The 15,919-nt window shown below is 75.7% G+C and carries 15 protein-coding genes; 6 read left to right on the top strand and 9 right to left on the bottom strand.

Annotated features, from left to right (window positions below):
• Nucleotides 1-83: 83 nt before the first annotated feature.
• Entirely contained in the window at nucleotides 84-1,022 is a 939-nt protein-coding gene (locus tag ACIRS1_RS26665; protein WP_387904403.1) for a DMT family transporter, read from the top strand.
• Nucleotides 1,023-1,084: 62 nt separating this feature from the next.
• Here ACIRS1_RS26665 and corA read toward each other — a convergent pair whose 3' ends face one another.
• Nucleotides 1,085-2,206 (bottom strand): magnesium/cobalt transporter CorA, encoded by a 1,122-nt coding sequence (gene corA / locus ACIRS1_RS26660; RefSeq protein ID WP_402844201.1) that lies wholly within the window; start codon nucleotides 2,204-2,206, stop codon nucleotides 1,085-1,087.
• A gap of 430 nt (nucleotides 2,207-2,636) precedes the next feature.
• On the opposite strand from corA, the gene ACIRS1_RS26655 reads away from it, so the two are divergent.
• Complete coding sequence (locus tag ACIRS1_RS26655) at nucleotides 2,637-3,278, top strand: suppressor of fused domain protein (RefSeq protein WP_402844199.1); 642 nt, start codon at nucleotides 2,637-2,639, stop codon at nucleotides 3,276-3,278.
• 81 nt (nucleotides 3,279-3,359) lie between these two features.
• On the opposite strand, the gene ACIRS1_RS26650 is transcribed toward ACIRS1_RS26655, so the two are convergent.
• The 5 genes from ACIRS1_RS26650 to ACIRS1_RS26630 all read right to left on the bottom strand — a co-directional run bounded on the left by ACIRS1_RS26650 (nucleotide 3,360) and on the right by ACIRS1_RS26630 (nucleotide 8,662).
• Nucleotides 3,360-4,220 (bottom strand): PHP domain-containing protein, encoded by an 861-nt coding sequence (locus tag ACIRS1_RS26650; RefSeq protein ID WP_402844196.1) that lies wholly within the window; start codon nucleotides 4,218-4,220, stop codon nucleotides 3,360-3,362.
• A gap of 46 nt (nucleotides 4,221-4,266) precedes the next feature.
• Nucleotides 4,267-4,905 (bottom strand): DUF6758 family protein, encoded by a 639-nt coding sequence (locus ACIRS1_RS26645; RefSeq protein ID WP_360213833.1) that lies wholly within the window; start codon nucleotides 4,903-4,905, stop codon nucleotides 4,267-4,269.
• Nucleotides 4,906-5,212: 307 nt separating this feature from the next.
• Nucleotides 5,213-5,371 (bottom strand): hypothetical protein, encoded by a 159-nt coding sequence (locus tag ACIRS1_RS26640; RefSeq protein WP_360213911.1) that lies wholly within the window; start codon nucleotides 5,369-5,371, stop codon nucleotides 5,213-5,215.
• A gap of 366 nt (nucleotides 5,372-5,737) precedes the next feature.
• The gene (locus tag ACIRS1_RS26635) at nucleotides 5,738-6,613 is read right to left on the bottom strand and encodes an alpha/beta fold hydrolase (RefSeq protein ID WP_402844192.1); all 876 of its coding nucleotides are present in this window, start codon (nucleotides 6,611-6,613) and stop codon (nucleotides 5,738-5,740) included.
• Nucleotides 6,614-6,733: 120 nt separating this feature from the next.
• A complete protein-coding gene (locus tag ACIRS1_RS26630; protein WP_402844189.1) occupies nucleotides 6,734-8,662 on the bottom strand; it encodes a DEAD/DEAH box helicase in 1,929 nt (642 codons plus the stop codon).
• A gap of 695 nt (nucleotides 8,663-9,357) precedes the next feature.
• On the opposite strand from ACIRS1_RS26630, the gene ACIRS1_RS26625 reads away from it, so the two are divergent.
• Nucleotides 9,358-10,086 (top strand): ferritin-like fold-containing protein, encoded by a 729-nt coding sequence (locus ACIRS1_RS26625; protein WP_360213839.1) that lies wholly within the window; start codon nucleotides 9,358-9,360, stop codon nucleotides 10,084-10,086.
• A 15-nt stretch (nucleotides 10,087-10,101) separates the two neighbouring features.
• Here ACIRS1_RS26625 and ACIRS1_RS26620 read toward each other — a convergent pair whose 3' ends face one another.
• The 3 genes from ACIRS1_RS26620 to ACIRS1_RS26610 form a co-directional block, all read right to left on the bottom strand.
• Nucleotides 10,102-10,428 carry a hypothetical protein gene (locus ACIRS1_RS26620; RefSeq protein ID WP_360213841.1) on the bottom strand — a complete coding sequence of 109 codons (327 nt, stop codon included), beginning with the start codon at nucleotides 10,426-10,428 and terminating at the stop codon, nucleotides 10,102-10,104.
• 137 nt (nucleotides 10,429-10,565) lie between these two features.
• Nucleotides 10,566-10,793 (bottom strand): DUF3107 domain-containing protein, encoded by a 228-nt coding sequence (locus tag ACIRS1_RS26615; protein ID WP_360213843.1) that lies wholly within the window; start codon nucleotides 10,791-10,793, stop codon nucleotides 10,566-10,568.
• 130 nt (nucleotides 10,794-10,923) lie between these two features.
• Complete coding sequence (locus ACIRS1_RS26610) at nucleotides 10,924-11,583, bottom strand: TetR/AcrR family transcriptional regulator (RefSeq protein WP_360213845.1); 660 nt, start codon at nucleotides 11,581-11,583, stop codon at nucleotides 10,924-10,926.
• A 217-nt stretch (nucleotides 11,584-11,800) separates the two neighbouring features.
• On the opposite strand from ACIRS1_RS26610, the gene ACIRS1_RS26605 reads away from it, so the two are divergent.
• The 3 genes from ACIRS1_RS26605 to ACIRS1_RS26595 all read left to right on the top strand — a co-directional run bounded on the left by ACIRS1_RS26605 (nucleotide 11,801) and on the right by ACIRS1_RS26595 (nucleotide 15,871).
• Nucleotides 11,801-12,703, top strand: coding sequence for an alpha/beta fold hydrolase (locus tag ACIRS1_RS26605; protein WP_402844186.1), 903 nt, complete (start codon nucleotides 11,801-11,803; stop codon nucleotides 12,701-12,703).
• 418 nt (nucleotides 12,704-13,121) lie between these two features.
• A complete protein-coding gene (locus ACIRS1_RS26600; protein WP_402844184.1) occupies nucleotides 13,122-14,774 on the top strand; it encodes a DUF3492 domain-containing protein in 1,653 nt (550 codons plus the stop codon).
• A complete protein-coding gene (locus ACIRS1_RS26595; RefSeq protein WP_402844182.1) occupies nucleotides 14,774-15,871 on the top strand; it encodes a hypothetical protein in 1,098 nt (365 codons plus the stop codon). Before ACIRS1_RS26600 ends, ACIRS1_RS26595 begins: the two co-directional genes overlap by 1 nt.
• Nucleotides 15,872-15,919: the final 48 nt, after the last annotated feature.

Here is a 15,919-nt window from a genome sequence, read left to right as displayed (position 1 = left end):
AGCCCCCGGGCGACAGCTCCGTGCCCGACTCACGGGCCTTACCGTAGGAGCCCCTCGTCCACGTCACCCAGCAGAGGAGCGCCGTGCCCGCCGCCCGGCCCGCGACCGCCCCCGCACCCGCCGCCGACACCGTCCGGCCGGGCCACCCCCTCCCCACCCTCGACCTGGTGCTGCTCGCCGTCTCGATCGCCGGCATCTCGCTGTCCGGCCCGCTGATCAGCGCCACCGCCGCGCCCGCGCTGGCCATCGCGTTCTGGCGCAACGTCATGTCGGTCGGCGTGCTCGGCCCCTACGCGCTGCTGCGCCACCGCGCCGAGCTGCGCGGGATCGGCCGCCGGGCGCTGCTGCTCGCGACGGCCGCCGGCGCGCTGCTCGCCGTGCACTTCGCGCTCTGGATGCCCAGCCTGCGGATGACCTCGGTGGCCTCGGCGACGGCGCTGGTCACCACCACCCCGCTGTGGACGATCCTGCTGATGCGGCTGTTCGGCGTCCGGGCGCCGCGGCTGGTGTGGCTCGGGATGTGCGTGGCCTTCGCCGGTGTGCTGGTGCTGACCGGCGTCGACCTCTCGCTCTCCTCGCGCGCCCTGCTCGGCGACGCCCTCGCGCTCGGCGCGGGCCTGGCCGCGGCGGGGTACATGCTGCTGGGCGCCGAGGTCCGCAGGACCGTCAGCACCACGGCGTACACGCTGGTCTGCTACGCCACCACCGCGGTGGGCCTGCTGGTGATCTGCCTGGTCGCCGGGACCCCGCTGGCCGGCTGGCCGGCCGGGGTGTGGTGGCAGATCGTGCTGCTGATGGTCGCCGCGCAGCTGCTGGGCCACTCGCTGAGCAACCGCGTGGTGCGCACCCTCGGCCCCTCGATCACGTCCACGGCGATCCTGCTGGAGACCCCGGGCGCGGCCCTGATCGCCGCCCTCTGGCTCGGTCAGTGGCCGCCGGTGGCGGCCTACCCGGCGGTGGTGCTGATCCTGCTCGGCCTGGTGCTGGTCGCCCGGGGCGGTCGGCGCCGGGCCGAGGGGTAGGGCCTACGGCCTGTCTTCAAACCCCCGGCGTCGCCCCGCAGACGCGGGTTCGAAGCCAGGTCCTAGAGCCAGCCGTTGCGGCGGAAGCCCCGGTACATGCCGATGCAGATCAGGACGATCGCGCCGAGCACCATCGGGTAGCCGTACTCGTGGTGCAGCTCGGGCATGTAGTCGAAGTTCATGCCGTACACGCCGGTGATCATGGTGGGCACCGCGAAGATCGCCGCCCAGGCGGTGATCTTGCGCATGTCCTCGTTCTGCGCCACCGAGACCTGGGCCAGATTGGCCTGCAGCAGGGAGTTCAGCAGCTCGTCGAAGCCGTGCACCTGCTCGGTGACGCGGGCCAGGTGGTCGGCGACGTCCCGGAAGTACTTCTGGATCTCCGGGTCGACGAGGCGCTGCAGGGGCTCCGACAGCTGCTGCATGGGGCGCAGCAGCGGTACCACGGCGCGCTTGAACTCCAGTACCTCGCGCTTGAGTTGGTAGACGCGGCCGACGTCGGAGCTGCGCCCGCCCTTGGCCGAGAAGACGCCGTACTCGATCTCGTCGACGTCGTTCTGCAGCCGCTCGGCGACCAGCAGGTAGTTGTCCACGACGTGGTCGGCGATCGCGTGCAGCACCGCGGACGGGCCCTTGGCGAGCAGCCCGGACTCGTCCGCGTCGGCCTCCAGCCGGTGCCGCAGCTCCTGCAGCGAACCGTGGCCGCCGTGCCGGACGGTGATGACGAAGTCCCGCCCGGCGAAGACCATCAGCTCGCCGGTCTCCACCACCTCGCTGGTGGGCGTGAGTTGGTCGTGCTCGACGTAGCGGATGGTCTTGAAGACGGCGAACAGCACGTCGTCGTAGCGCTCGACCTTGGGGCGCTGGTGCGCGTGCACCGCGTCCTCGACCGCGAGCGGGTGCAGGCCGAAGCGCTGGGCGATGCCCTCGAACTCGTCCTCGGTCGGCTCGTGCAGCCCGATCCAGCTGAACGACCCCTTGCCCTCGGCGAGTTGGTGCGACGCCTTGACCCGGCGGACGGCCTCGCGCGGGCTGCAGGTCTCGCCGTTGCGCTTGCCGTGCTGGTAGACCGCGCAGTCGACGACCGCCGAGCCGGCGCCCACCGGGACGGTGTCGTACACGCCGGCCGCGGAACGACGGCGGTTGGTGCGGACGGCGGCGCGCAGGCTGTTGATCATCGACATGGCAGGCTCCCTGGGACAGGAGCCGCCGCACGGCGGCGCGGGATCCCCCCGGGCCTGGGCCGGGGGAGGAACGGGTGGCCGTGGTGCGACGGCGAAGAACACCGGTGAAGGGGATGAGGGGTGCTCTCCCGGCCGGTCCGTCCCGCGTCCGGCCTTGCCCGGGCTACTTCGGCTGGTTCAGCCGGTTCAGCCTGCGTGGCGAGGGGTACGGGGAGTTCGGGGCCGGGTAGAGCTGCCGGTACTGCATGGTCGGCCGGTATCCACCGCAACCACCTCCTTCGCGCCGCCGCCCCGGGAAACGCAGCGTTTCCGGTGGCCAGTCGCTCACCCTAACATCTGACCGGTCATCGGTGCCGCGGGGTTTCCCGAGTCTTTGCCCTGGCCCCGCCCGCACGCGGTCGGCCCGCCCCCGCGGGTTACGCTCACCGGCATGGCGCACGACTTCCCGCTCTTCGGCGACCCCCACGGCGGCAGCTCCCCGGCGCTCTCCCGGGAGGCGGTGCTGGCGGCCGTCGAGGCCCGGCTGATCACCACCTTCGGTGAGCCGAGCGGCCGCGCCGCGGTCACCTTCCTCGGCACCGACCGGATCGAGGTGCTGCGCTTCGGCCCCGACGCCGACGGACTGTTCCGCTACGCGACGCTCGGCATGTCCGCCGCGCCGATGGCCGACCCGACGGCGATGGTCGCCGACCAGCTGCGCGGCCCGCGCGCCGAACTGGTGCTGACCGTCCGCGGCGGGCGCGACAGCGTGCTGCGCAGCCTGGCGACGCTGGCCGCGACGCCGCAGGTCGAGGGCCTGGTGGTGGCCCCGGGCGGCTCGCTGGACCTGGGTGCCCCGCTCTGGGAGGGCGCGCCCTTCACCTCGGTGCTGGCCGCCGAACCGGGCGGTCTGGTGCCGGACCTGGAACTGGACGAACCGGCCGATCCGGTGCGCTTCCTGCCGCTGCTGCCGATGACGCTGAACGAGGCCGGCTGGAAGCGGGTGCACGGCGCGGCCGCGCTCCAGGAGCGCTGGCTGAACCAGGGCACCGACCTGCGCGACCCGCAGCGGCGCGGCGTCCGGCTGGACTGACCGGCCGGGCCGGCCCGGCAAGCCCGACCGACGGGTCCGGCCGACGGGCCCGACCGGCAGCGACGCCGGCCGGGCGGGGCGTCAGCCCGTGATCGGCTTCGCGCCGGTGGCCTGCGCCAGCAGCGCCTCGTACACGTCCGGGTCGGTGGTGTGCTCGCCGAGTCGGACGGTCTTGCGGCTGCCGTGGTAGTCGCTGGAGCCGGTGACCAGCAGTCCGAGCTCGCCGGCCAGGCCGCGCAGCCGCAGCCTGGTCTCCTCGTCGTGGTCGGTGTGGTCGACCTCCAGCCCGGCCAGCCCGGCGGCCGCGAGGTCGGCGATCACCTCGTCCGAGACGGTCCGCCCGCGCTTGACCGCTCCGGGGTGGGCGAAGACCGGGACGCCCCCGGCCGCCCGGACCAGTCGGACCGCCTCGACCGGGTCGGTCTCGTGCTTGCGGACGTCCGCCCGGCCGCCGTTGGCCAGCCAGGCGGCGGTGAAGGCGTCGGAGACGGTGGCCACCACCCCGGCCTCGACCAGCGCGCTGGCGATGTGCGGCCGCCCGACCGAGCCGGCCCCGGCGATCCGCTGCACCTGCTCCCAGCTGATGTCGGCGCCGAGCTCCCGGCAGCGTTCGACGATCGCCCGCCCGCGCCGGAACCGGTCGGTGCGCACCAGCTCCCGCTCGCCGGCGAAGGCCGGCTCGTCCGGGTCGAAGAGGTACGCGAGCAGGTGCATGCTGACGTCGCCCACGACGCAGGACAGTTCGGCGCCGGGGACGACGGTCAGCCGGGTGCCGGCCGGCAGCGCCCGGACGGCCTCCTCGGCCTCCCGGTGGCCCGCGACGGTGTCGTGGTCGGTGAGCGCCACGACGTCGAGCCGCGCGGCCACCGCCGCGGCGACCAGCTCGGCCGGGCTGTCGGTGCCGTCGGAGGCGTTGCTGTGGGCGTGCAGGTCGATGCGCACGGGGCGGGCTCCTGGGGGCTCGTGGGTGCGGCCCAGGATAAGCCGTTCAACCGAGGAGCCGGGGGGAGAGGGCGCCGCAGGGGAGCAGGTCCAGCTCGGCGCCGGCCTCGCGCAGGTCGGTGAGCACCAGTTCGTCGTACATCACCAGGGCGGACTGCTCGGGCCAGGCGATCGCCCAGAGCCAGAGCCCCCTGGCCTCGCCGACGAACACGGCGCGGTCGGCCGGGGCGTCCGGGACGTGGAACATCGGGGTGGGCCGGCCGGCGGCCATCAGCTTGGCGTCGGCGGGCTTGTAGAGGCCGACGGAGTCGCCCGGGTCGGGCCCGGGCATCCCGGCGTAGCGGGCGCCGAGGCCGACGCCCAGCTCCTCGGCGACCAGCACCAGTTCGCCGAAGCCGCCGAGCGGTGCCGGGCCGGCGCAGGCCACGGCGGTGGCCCGGGCGCCGGAGACGTCGTCGCCGACGTGCGAGATGCCGGTGTAGAGCCAGCCGACCGGGAGCGGCCAGGGCAGCCAGACGGGGACCTGGGAACGGGCGACGGCCACGCCGAGGGCCTCCACGCTCGGCGGCAGCACCGGCTGCATCGGGTGCACGGCTCCGTGCCGGTCGCACTGCCAGGTGTCTGAGAACAGACCGGGGGCGCGGACCCGACCGGCGCACCTCGGGCAGCTGGGCTCGCCCCTCATAGCCGACAACGCTCCTCCCTCCGGACCGCCGCGTCAAGGACGATCACCCGTACGGAGGGCTCGGCGGTACCTGTCGGTGGCGGGCCCGTCCGGCGCGCGCGGTGGGCGCGGTGCGGGCGGTTCCCGTTGGGGGATGTCCCGTGGGGGGCGGCGGCAAACGTCGGGGGCGACGGGTCCGAACGCACTGACGCCCCGTCATCGGCGATCGCGGTGACGGGGCGTCAGTCGGGTATCGGTACGTCCGGATCGGACGCTCCGGGCTCGTCGGCGGCGGGTGAGGTCTCCGGGTCGGAGGCGCCGCGCGTGGTCAGACGGTCGGGCACGGGCGGATGAGCAGTCGCTCGCCGGTGCTGGCGGCGGCCTGGACGAGCTCGCGGACGGTGTCGGCGTCGGCGATCACGCGGTCGGTGGCGGAGCCGTTGGCGTCGTCCAGTCGGACGATCTCGAAGCGCATGGTCTTCGTCATGGGCGTCTCCTTTCCTGGCCCCGCGGGGCGGGGCGGTCGAGGCTGAGTCGGTATCAGCCCTTTCGGGGTCGTGCGGGTCCGGCGGTGAGTCCGGACCGTTCGGTTCGTGCGTTCGGCTGCCTGCTGCGGCAAGGGTCCCCCTCTTGCCCGGTGCGTCTGGTGCCTCGTGAACCACGGTGTCGTGGCGGTGCTACCGGGCCGTTGCCCGTCCGTAAAGTCCAGGTTTCGGATGGTTCGCGATGACCTGGAGGCCGGCGATGATTCCCGGACAGAATCAAAGATTACCGTAACTAACGAATTTTGTCCCGTGTTGAGGGCGGTCGAACTTCGAAAAGTGGTTCAGACCACTTTCGGAGGCCGGGGCGGTCAGCCCCAGAAGTCGGCCAGCGCCGCGGCCGTGGCGGCCGGACGCTCGGCGTTGGGGGAGTGGCCGGCGTCCTCGACGACCACCCGGCGGGCGCCCAGCCGCCTGGCCATCGCGGACTGCTCCGGCACCGGCCAGGCGTAGTCCCGCACCCCGGACAGCACCAGCACCGGCAGGCCGGCGGTGGCTGCGGCCAGCTCCGCCACCCGGTCCGGGGCGGCGACCAGATGGCCCCCGGTGACGGTCAGCGCCAGCGGGACGTTGGCCAGCCAGCGGCGGTGCAGGAACTGCGCGACCGCCTGGTCCGGGCGCTGCCGCTGGTCCCCGGAGCCCTCCTCCATCTGCTGCATGACCTGCCAGATCTCCTCCAGGCTCAGCGCCGGGAGGGCGTCCAGCAGCAGCTTGGTACGGGCCGCCTCGGCCGGGTCGATCGCCCCCGGGCCGGTGGACATCAGAGTCAGCGAGCGCCACGGTGACGGGCCGTCCGCCGCGGCGGCCAGCACCGCCTCCCGGACCACCTGCCCGCCGAAGGAGTGGCCCAGCAGGTGCGTCGGGACGCCCTCCGCGGCGACGGCCGCGGTGAGGGCCCGGACGTCCGCCCCCAGCGCCCCGACCGCGTAGGCGGCCGGGTCGTCCGGACCGCCGGTCTCGTACTGGCCGCGCTGGTCCACCGCCGTCACCCGGTAGCCCGCCGCCGCCAGCGGCTCCAGCAGGGCGATGAAGTCCTCCTTGCTGCCGGTGAAGCCCGGTACCAGCAGCGCCGAGCCGCGCACCGGCCCGTCCGGCTCGGCCTGCAGCGCGGCGAACTCCCCGCGCGCGGTCGACAGCCGCAGCGCCCGGGCGCAGCGGGGGAGGGTGAGGAACGGCGGGGTGCTCATGGGCTGCTCTCCTGCGGGCGACTGGCCGGTAACCCGAGCGTATCGGGGAACCCGGGAACGCCGGAGGGGGCGGGCCGGGCCGCGATCGGCCGGGCCCGCCCCCTCCGGGGCGGGGGTGCGTCAGCTCTCCGGGGTCGCCTCCGGGGCGGCGGCGGCCTTGCGGGTGCGGGTGCGCTTGCGCGGGGCCGGAACCTCGGCGACGGCCTCGGCGGCCGGGGCCTCGGCCGCCGCCGGGGCGGTCTCGGCCTGGGCCTTCGGCTTGCGGGTGCGCGTCCGGGCGGGCTTCTTCTCCGCGGTGGCCGGGGCCTCCGTGGCGACGGCCTCGGTGACCGGGGCCTCGGTGGCGGCCTCGACGGCCTCCGCCTTCGGCTTGCGGGTCCGGGTGCGGGCGGGCTTCTTCTCCGCGGTGGCCGGGGCCTCCGCGGCGACGGCCTCGGCGGCCGGGGCTTCGGTGGCGGCCTCGACGGCCTCCGCCTTCGGCTTGCGGGTCCGGGTGCGCCGCGCGGCCGGCTTCTCCTCGGCGACGGCCTCGGCGGCCGGAGCCTCCGCCACCGGAGCCGCCACGACGGCCTCGACGGTCTCGGTCACGGCGACGGCGGTCTCACCGGCGGCGCCGCGCGAACGGCGGCGACGGCGGCGCGGAGCCGCCTCGCCCTCGGCGCCCTCGACGGCCACGGCCGACGCGGTCTCGACGGCCGTACCGGCCTCGCCCTCGCCGACCACCGAGCCCCGCCGGGTGCGGCGGCGCTCACGGGTGCGGCGCGGCTGCTCCTCGGCCGCCACGGCGGCCTCGACGGCCTCGCGGGCCGGGCCACTGCGCCCGCCGCGGCCGCGGGCGGAGCGCGCACCGCGTCCGCCGGTCTCGCCGAGGTCCTCGACCTCCTCCGCGTTCAGCCCGGCGCGGGTCCGCTCCGAGCGCGGCAGGACGCCCTTGGTGCCCGGCGCGATCTTGAGCAGCTCGTACAGGTGCGCGGAGGTGGAGTAGGTCTCCTCCGGGTCGTTGAACGGCAGCTCGAGCGCCTTGTTGATCAGCTGCCAGCGCGGGATGTCGTCCCAGTCGACCAGCGTGACCGCGGTGCCCGAGGCGCCGGCCCGGCCGGTGCGGCCGATCCGGTGCAGGTAGGTCTTCTCGTCCTCGGGGCACTGGTAGTTGACGACGTGGGTGACGCCCTCGACGTCGATGCCGCGGGCGGCGACGTCGGTGCAGACCAGGACGTCGACCTTGCCGTTGCGGAAGGCGCGCAGCGCCTGCTCGCGGGCGCCCTGCCCGAGGTCGCCGTGGACCGCGCCGGCCGCGAAGCCGCGCTGGGTCAGCTGGTCGGAGACGTCGGCGGCGGTGCGCTTGGTCCGGCAGAAGATCATCGCCAGCCCGCGGCCGTCGGCCTGCAGGATGCGCGAGACGACCTCGACCTTGTCCAGCGAGTGGGCACGGAAGATGTGCTGCTCGATGTTGGCGACGGTGGTGCCGGTGTCGTCCGGGGCGGCGGCCCGGATGTGGGTCGGCTGGCTCATGTACCGGCGGGCGAGGCTGATGACCTGGCCCGGCATGGTGGCCGAGAACAGCAGGGTCTGCCGCTTGGCCGGCAGCATGGTGATGATCTTCTCGACGTCGGGCAGGAAGCCCAGGTCGAGCATCTCGTCGGCCTCGTCCAGGACCAGCGAGCGGACCTTGGACAGGTTCAGCTTCTTCTGGCCGGCGAGGTCCAGCAGACGGCCCGGGGTGCCGACCACGATGTCGACGCCCTTGGCGAGCGCCTCGACCTGCGGCTCGTAGGCGCGGCCGCCGTAGACGGCCAGGACGCGGACGTCACGGACCTTGCCGGCGGTCTGCAGGTCGTTGGTGACCTGGGTGCAGAGCTCGCGGGTCGGGACGACGATCAGCGCCTGCGGGGACTCGGAGAGCTGCTCCGCGGTGGCCCGGCCGGCGTCCACGTCGGCGCGCACGATGACCCGCTCGATCAGCGGGAGGCCGAAACCGAGGGTCTTGCCGGTGCCGGTCTTGGCCTGGCCGATGACGTCGTGGCCGGTCAGCGCGACCGGGAGGGTCATCTCCTGGATGGGGAAGGGATGGACGATGCCGACGGCCTCCAGGGCCTCGGCGGTCTCCGGGAGGATTCCCAGGTCCCGGAAGGTCGTCTTGATGGGTTCAGCGGTGGTGGACAGGGTGCTGCCTCTTCCGTGTGGAGGGGCCGAGAGCGAGCGGCGGGCGGGCAGCCGCGCGGCTGCGTACGGGCCGGGACGGCCCTGATACAGCTGCGCGGACGCACAACCGCGCCGGTCCCTGCGGCCGGCCGGTGCGCGCGGCCCGGTGCGGGGCGCGTCGCCGGCGGCGTCGGGGAGGATTCCCGTGAGGGACCTGCGCGGGACCATGCGCCAGGGGGCGCGGTCTCGGCGGCCCTCGCTCGGCCACTGATGCGGTGCCAAGGCTTGAAGTCCAAGCCATGGTCGGAGCCGATCGGCTCTCCGACCGGGCATCCGCGTACGTGAGTACCCGTGCCTCCGGTGCGGACGCGTCCGGGTGGACGTCGCCGCTAGGGAGCGGGCTTGCGCGGGGCACCGAGACGGCGGTGACACCGTGCGAGCACGACGGGGCTCCGTACCACCATACAGTCAGGCGACGACTCGAACACGTGACGCGTCTGACATTGCCCCGGGCGACCACGGCCGGAACCGGGATTCCGGCCGGTCACCCGGGTGCGTCCGGTGGTGGGGGAGCCGGGCCGTCGGGACTAAGGTGACGGGTCATGGAGACCCATGGTGAGACGCAGGACGCCGCGGCCGGCTCGATCGGGGACTGGGCCGCGTGCTCGGCCGACCCGGGGTACCGGGCGGCGGTGCTGGATCTGCTCGGCGCGCTCGCGTACGGCGAGCTGAGCGCCTTCGAGCGCCTCGCCGAGGACGCCAAGCTGGCGCCGGACCTCGCGGACAAGGCGGCCCTGGCCCGGATGGCCTCCGCGGAGTTCCAGCACTACCAGCGGCTGCACGACCGCCTCGCCGAGGTCGGTGCCGACCCGCAGGAGGCGATGCGCCCCTTCGTCGAGCCGCTGGAGCTGTTCCACCGGATGACGGCGCCCTCGGACTGGCTGGAAGGCCTGGTCAAGGCCTACGTCGGCGACGCCATCGCGACGGACTTCTACCGCGAGGTCGCCGTCCGGCTCGACGACGACACCCGCGAGCTGGTGCTCGGCGTCATGTCCGACACGGGCCACGCCCAGTTCGCCGTGGACAAGGTGCGCCAGGCCATCGAGGCCGACCCGCGGGCCGGCGGCCGGCTCGCCCTGTGGGGCCGGCGGCTGATGGGCGAGGCGCTCAGCCAGGCCCAGCGGGTGGTGGCCGAGCGGGACGCGCTGTCCAACCTGCTGGTCGGCGGCGTCCGGGTGCAGGGCTTCGACCTGGTCGAGGTCGGCAAGATGTTCAACCGCATCACCGAGGCGCACACCCGGCGGATGGCCGCCCTGGGACTGGCCTCCTGACCCACCGGACAGGACCTACGCGGGCCGGTGCCGCCGCGGCGCGCGGTGGGCGCCGGCCCGGTGCGGGTGGTGCCGGTGCGCCGGGGCCCGCCCGGCGGCCAGGTCCGGCCGGGCCAGGGCCGAGGTGAGCACCGCCGAGGCCAGCACCGCGGCCGCCACCGCGCCGACCGGGTACCGCCCGTCCAGGCAGAAGTGCGCGACCACCCCGCCCAGCAGGGCCGCCGCCAGCGCGGTGCCCATGGTGAGCGAACGGGCCGCCGGGAAGTACGCGGGCCGGGCCAGCAGCGCGGTCAGGCCCGTGACCAGGCCGACCAGGGCGAAGGCGATCGACTCGACCAGCAAGACTGCCTCCCCGGGGACGGGTGCGCGGCGCCGCCGGCCGCACTGACGCCGTACCCAGGCCCACCGGGCGGTACACGCAGCGGTGCCCCGCTCCCACGGGGGGAACGGGGCACCGGGTGCGCTGCTCGGACGTCGCCTCAGGCGGTGCCGAAGCCGACCTTGCGGACGGCCTGCTCGCCGATCTCCACGTACGCCAGGCGCTCGGCCGGGACGATGACGCGGCGGCCGTGCTCGTCGGTCAGCGCGAAGAGCTTGGTGGAGCCCTCCAGCGCCTTCGCGACCGCGCTCTCGACCTCATCGGCAGTCTGCGAGCTCTCGATCACGATCTCGCGCGGCGCGTTCTGCACGCCGATCTTGACCTCCACGACTTCCGTCCCTCCGGGGTTGCAGCCTCCACGCGCGGACGACGCCCGCCTGGAACAAGCGTTCGCGGCGACCGCGCCGTACGGCTTCACCATAGAGCACGGGATCACCGCGGCGGCGAAGGTCGCCGGATCACCCCTGCTGGGAGGGTGCCTCGCCCTCGCCGGTCGGGTGCATCGGGAAGCCCTTCAGACCGCGCCAGGCCAGGCTGGCGACCAGCCGCACCGCTTCGTCGCGGGGGATCTCCAGGCCCTGCGAGAGCCAGTAGCGGGCGGTGATCTGGGCCAGGCCGCAGACGCCGGCGGCGAGCAGCTTGGACTCCGACTCCGGCAGGTCGGTGTCCTCCTGGATCACCTTGCTGACCAGCGTCGCGCTCGCCTCGGAGGCCCGCTCGACGCGCTCGCGCACGGCCGGCTCGTTGGTCAGGTCCGACTCGAAGACCAGTCGGAACGCGCCGGACTCGCTGGAGACGTAGTTGAAGTACGCCTCCATCGTCGCGGCGACCCGGAGCTTGTTGTCGGTGGTCGTCGACAGCGCGTCCCGGGTCGACTCGACGAGGGCGTCGCAGTGCTTGTCCAGCAGCGCCAGGTAGAGCTCCAGCTTCCCGGGGAAGTGCTGGTACAGCACCGGCTTGCTGACCCCGGCGCGGTCGGCGATGTCGTCCATGGCGGCCGCGTGGTAGCCCTGGGCGACGAACACCTCCTGGGCGGCACCGAGCAGTTGTTCGCGGCGGGCGCTTCGCGGCAGGCGGGCACCGCGCGGGCGCTCCTGCGCCTCCTGGATGGCCGTCACGGCGCTCCTCACTTCGGGTTGTTCCGGGCTGGCAAGAGGGCCGATTCTACTTTTCGGTAACCGCTTCCGCGTTCGGCGGGAACGAGAAAAGGCCTCGGCCTCCTTGTCAGGAGCCCACAATACGGCGCTGACCTCGGCATCGGCAGGGGTGCGACGGGGGAGGGAACGGCCGGACCGCCCCCGCGGCCCCGGCCGGGGCTCACTACCATCGTCCACCATGAGCGGTGCTGAGCAGCGGGTACGGACGGTCGAGGTTCCCGGTGCGGTGCTCGCGGTGCACCGCCCGGCCGCGGGCGACGGGGCGGACGGCCGGGAGCCGGGTCTGTTCGTGCACGGCCTCGGCGGCTCCGCGGCCAACTGGACGGCCCTGATGGACCGGCTCGGCGACGTGGTCGACGGCGAGGCGGTGGACCTGCCCGGCTTCGGCCGCTCCGGCCCGCCCGCCGACGGCAACCTCAGCGTCTCCGGCCACGTCCGCGCGGTGATCGGCTACCTGGAGGCCGCCGGCCGCGGGCCGGTCCACCTGTTCGGCAACTCCCTCGGGGGCGCGGTCGCCGTCCGGCTGGCGGCACTGCGCCCGGACCTCGTGCGCAGCCTCACCCTGGTCTCGCCGGCCCTGCCCGAGCTGCCGCCGCAGCGCTCCGCCTGGTCGACCGGCCTGCTCGCGCTGCCCGGGCTGCCCGCGCTGCTGCGCCGCCTGCCGGTGAACGAGCGCGGCCCCGAGCAGGCCACCGAGGACCTGCTGCGGCTGGTCTACGGGGACCCGGCCGGACTGTCCGCGGCAGCCCGTGCCGAGGCGGTGGCCGAGTACCGCCGCCGGCTGGAGGTGCCGCACGCGATGCAGGCGCTGACCGGCTCGGCCCGCGGGATCGTCTCGGCCTACACCGAGCGCGGCGACCAGGCGCTGTGGCGCCAGGCCGAGAACGTGCCGGCGCCGGTGCTGCTGGTGTACGGGCTGCGCGACAAGCTGGTCGGCTACCGCTCGGCCCGGCGGGCCTGCGCGGCGTTCGCCGACGCCCGGCTGCTGGTCCTGCCGGAGTCCGGCCACGTCGCGATGATGGAGCACCCCGACCAGGTGGCCAGGGCCGTGCGCGAGCTGATCGCGGAGGCCGCCCGGTAACGGCCCCGTTCCGGGCGAGGTCACGCCGGTTCACTCGTTCAGGTGGCAACCAGGCATGTGACCGATGGATTGCCCGGGCCCGGTCCTACCTTTCTGCTGTCGGACCGAACAGGTGTGGGGGAGGCGCGGCCGCCGGAGGAGCCGGAGGACGGCCGCACCCGTCGTCCCGGCGGGTCGGGACCGACCGCCGGAACGGGCGCGGGCCCGGGGAACGGATCGCGGGAGGGCCGCGGCCGGGCCGCCGCCCCGACACCACCCGGCCGTGCGGCCGGGGAGCGTCCCGGTGCCGTCGCACCCGGCCGACCGGGCCCTTCGCCCCGGCCGTCCCGCCGCCGCGCGGGGCCGCCCCGGCGACCGCCCGGGCCGCCCGGCCCATCCGTCGATCCGCCCGTGATCCGCTCTGTCCTGGAGGTCTCCCGTGCGCGTTGCCCTGCTCACCGAGGGTGCCCGTCCGCATCCCCAGCGTGCCGCCGGCGGCTGGTGCGACCGGCTGGCCGAGGGCCTCCCGGAGCACGGGTTCGAGCTCTACCTGCTCGCACCGCCCGGGGGCCGGGCCGCCGCGGGGCGTCCGTCGTCCGTCTGGCGCGGGGTGCACGAGCTGGCGCTGTGGGGGCGCCGGCGGGGCGGCAGAGCTCCCGGCGCGCTGCGCAGACGCCGCTACGCCGGGGCGTACGAGCAGCTCGTCCGGGCGCTGGTGATGCCGGGGGAGCGGGCGGGCTTCGGCGCCGGGCTGTACCGGCTGGCCGCGCTCGCCCGGGAGGACGGCGCGCTGCCCGCCTTCCTCGCCTCGGTGCACGCCCGGCGCACCCTGGAACGGGTCTGGCGGCTGCCGGGCGCGGACACCTCCGCCGGGCAGCCTCTGGTCTGCGACGTGCTGGTCGCGGCGGACCTGCTGGAGCAGTGCCTGCGGCCGCTCTCCGCGCCGTGGTACGGCACCGGGCCCGGCGGCCTGGGCGGTGCCGACCTCTGCCACGTGGTCGGTGGCGGCCCGGCGGCGCTGCCCGCGCTGGTCGCCCGGCAGCTGCACGGGGTGCCGTTCGTGGTCACCGAGCACGGCCTGCACCTGCGCGAGCAGTACCTCGGCTACCGCGAGGCGCCGTACCGCTGGCCGGTCCGGGCGCTGCTGCTGGCGTTCTTCCGGGCGCTCACCGAGGAGACCTACCGGCAGGCCGCCGTACTGACCCCCGGCAGCGTCCACGACCAGCAGTGGCAGCGCCGCTGCGGGGCCGATCCGGCGCGCACCCGGGTGGTGTACGAGGGCACGTCCGCGGTGTCCCGACCGGCGGCCGGGCCCGAGCCGGACGAGCCGACCCTGGTCTGGGCGGGCGCGCTGGAGCCCGGGCGGGACGCCGAACTGATGCTGCACGCCTTCGCGCAGGTGCGGGCCGAGGTGCCGCGGGCCCGGCTGGTGGTCCACGGCGAGGAGGCGGCGCCCGGCTACCGGGCGCACTGCGCGGCCGTCGCCGAGCGGCTCGGGGTGGCGGCGGCGGTCGACTTCGCCGGCCGGCCCGGCTCGCTCGCCGAGGTCTGGGAGGGCGGCACGGTGGCGGTCTTCTCCGGGCTGTCCCAGCGCAGCCCGCGGCTGCTCGCCGACGCGATGCTCAGCGGCCGCGCGGTGGTGTCCACCGACGTCGGGGTGGCCCGGGAGGTGGTCGGGCCGACCGGACTGCTGGTGCCGGCCCGGGACCCGCGCGCCCTGGCCGGCGCCTGCCTGGCGCTGCTGCGCGACGAGGAGCGGCGGGCCAGGCTCGGGCTGGCCGGGCGGCTGCGGGCGCAGGAACGCTTCGCCGTCGAGCCGGTGATAGGTGCCTTCCGGGAGATCTACCTGGAGCTGGTCTCGCAGTACCCGGCCTTCCCGGACGGCGCCGGCGGCGGTACGGCCGGGGAGCCGCCGCGCCCGTTCGCCCGGCCCGCCGAGTACTGGCTGGTCGACGGACGGCGCGGCGCGGACGCCCCGGACGGCGGCCCGCAGCGCCCCGCCGACCCGCGGGACGGCCGGGCCGTCCCGGCCGAGGAGAGCGGTGACGCCGGCGCGCAGGAGCGCCCCGGCGCCCTCGCGGAGGCCGTCTGATGGCCGGCGGCGCGGCGGTCGGCGGTACTGGCCGCCCGGTGGGCGACCCGGTCCGCGAGGTGATGGCCGAGCACCGGACGCTGTGCGAACGGGCCGTCGACCCGCTGGAGATCGCCGCCGGGCTGGAGGAGGCCGGGTTCGGCCCGGACGCCGCCGCGCGCTGCCGGCACGCCGACCTGTTCTCGCTCGCCGAGGAGCTGTACGCCCGGGTGCCCCGGCGGCCCCCGGCACCCGAGCCGCCGTGCGGCGGCCGGGAACGCGGCGCCGCCGCCCGGGCGAGCCTGACCGCCGCCGGGCTGGCCGTGCTGCCCTGTGCGGCGGCCGCCGCGCTCGGCGGCCGCTGGCCGGTGCTGCTGCCGGCCGCCGTCCCGCTGCTGCTCCTGCCCGCGCTGACCGCGGACCCCGCGGTCGAGCCGGCACCGCCGTCCGGCGGCCCGGTGGGGGCGCTCGGCCCGGCCCGGCCGGTGCGCCGCCCGGCCGGCTCGCGCCGGAGCCCGGCCGCGTTCGGGTACGGGCTGGGCCTGGCCGGGCTGCTGCTGCTCCCGCTGGCCGCGGTGGACGGGGACCGGCGGCTCGCGGCCGCCCTGGTGCTCGCGGCGGCGCTGTCCGCCGGGTCGGCCGAGCGGGCCGCCCGCTGGTACCGGCAGGTCGGCCGCGGGCACCTCGGGGCGGCGGGCACGCTCGCCGAGTTCCGGGCCCGGATGCGGCCGGTGCTCCCGGTGGCGGTCGCCCTGCACCTGGCGGTGCTCGCGGTGCTGACCTTCGCCGCGCTGGCCGTGTTGACCGTCGTCGCGCCGCGCCCGGGCCCCGGCCACGGCGGAGGGCTGCTCCACCTGGCGGCCGAGCGGGCCGGCGCCGCGCAGTGGGCGGCGCAGGGCGTGCTGGGACTGCTGCTGGTGCTGCCCGCGCTGCTCGCGCGCTGCGGCCGGGAGCGGGCCGCCGCGCTGGGGGCGGCGGCCGGCCCCGCGGCGACGCTCGCCCTGCTCGTGTCGGGCCGGGCCGTCCCGGTGGCCGTCCTGCTCGGGGGCGGTGCGGTCGCCGCGGTGCTGCTGGTGCACGCCTGGGCGGTGCTCGGCCGTGCGGGGTCGCACCGTTGAGCCCGGCCCGCCGTCTCCCCCGTTCCGTCTGTTGGTTTCAGTCCGCCA

This window comes from Kitasatospora sp. NPDC101176 (assembly GCF_044768035.1).
Classification (GTDB): domain Bacteria; phylum Actinomycetota; class Actinomycetes; order Streptomycetales; family Streptomycetaceae; genus Kitasatospora.
This window is presented reverse-complemented; position numbering and strand designations above follow the sequence as displayed.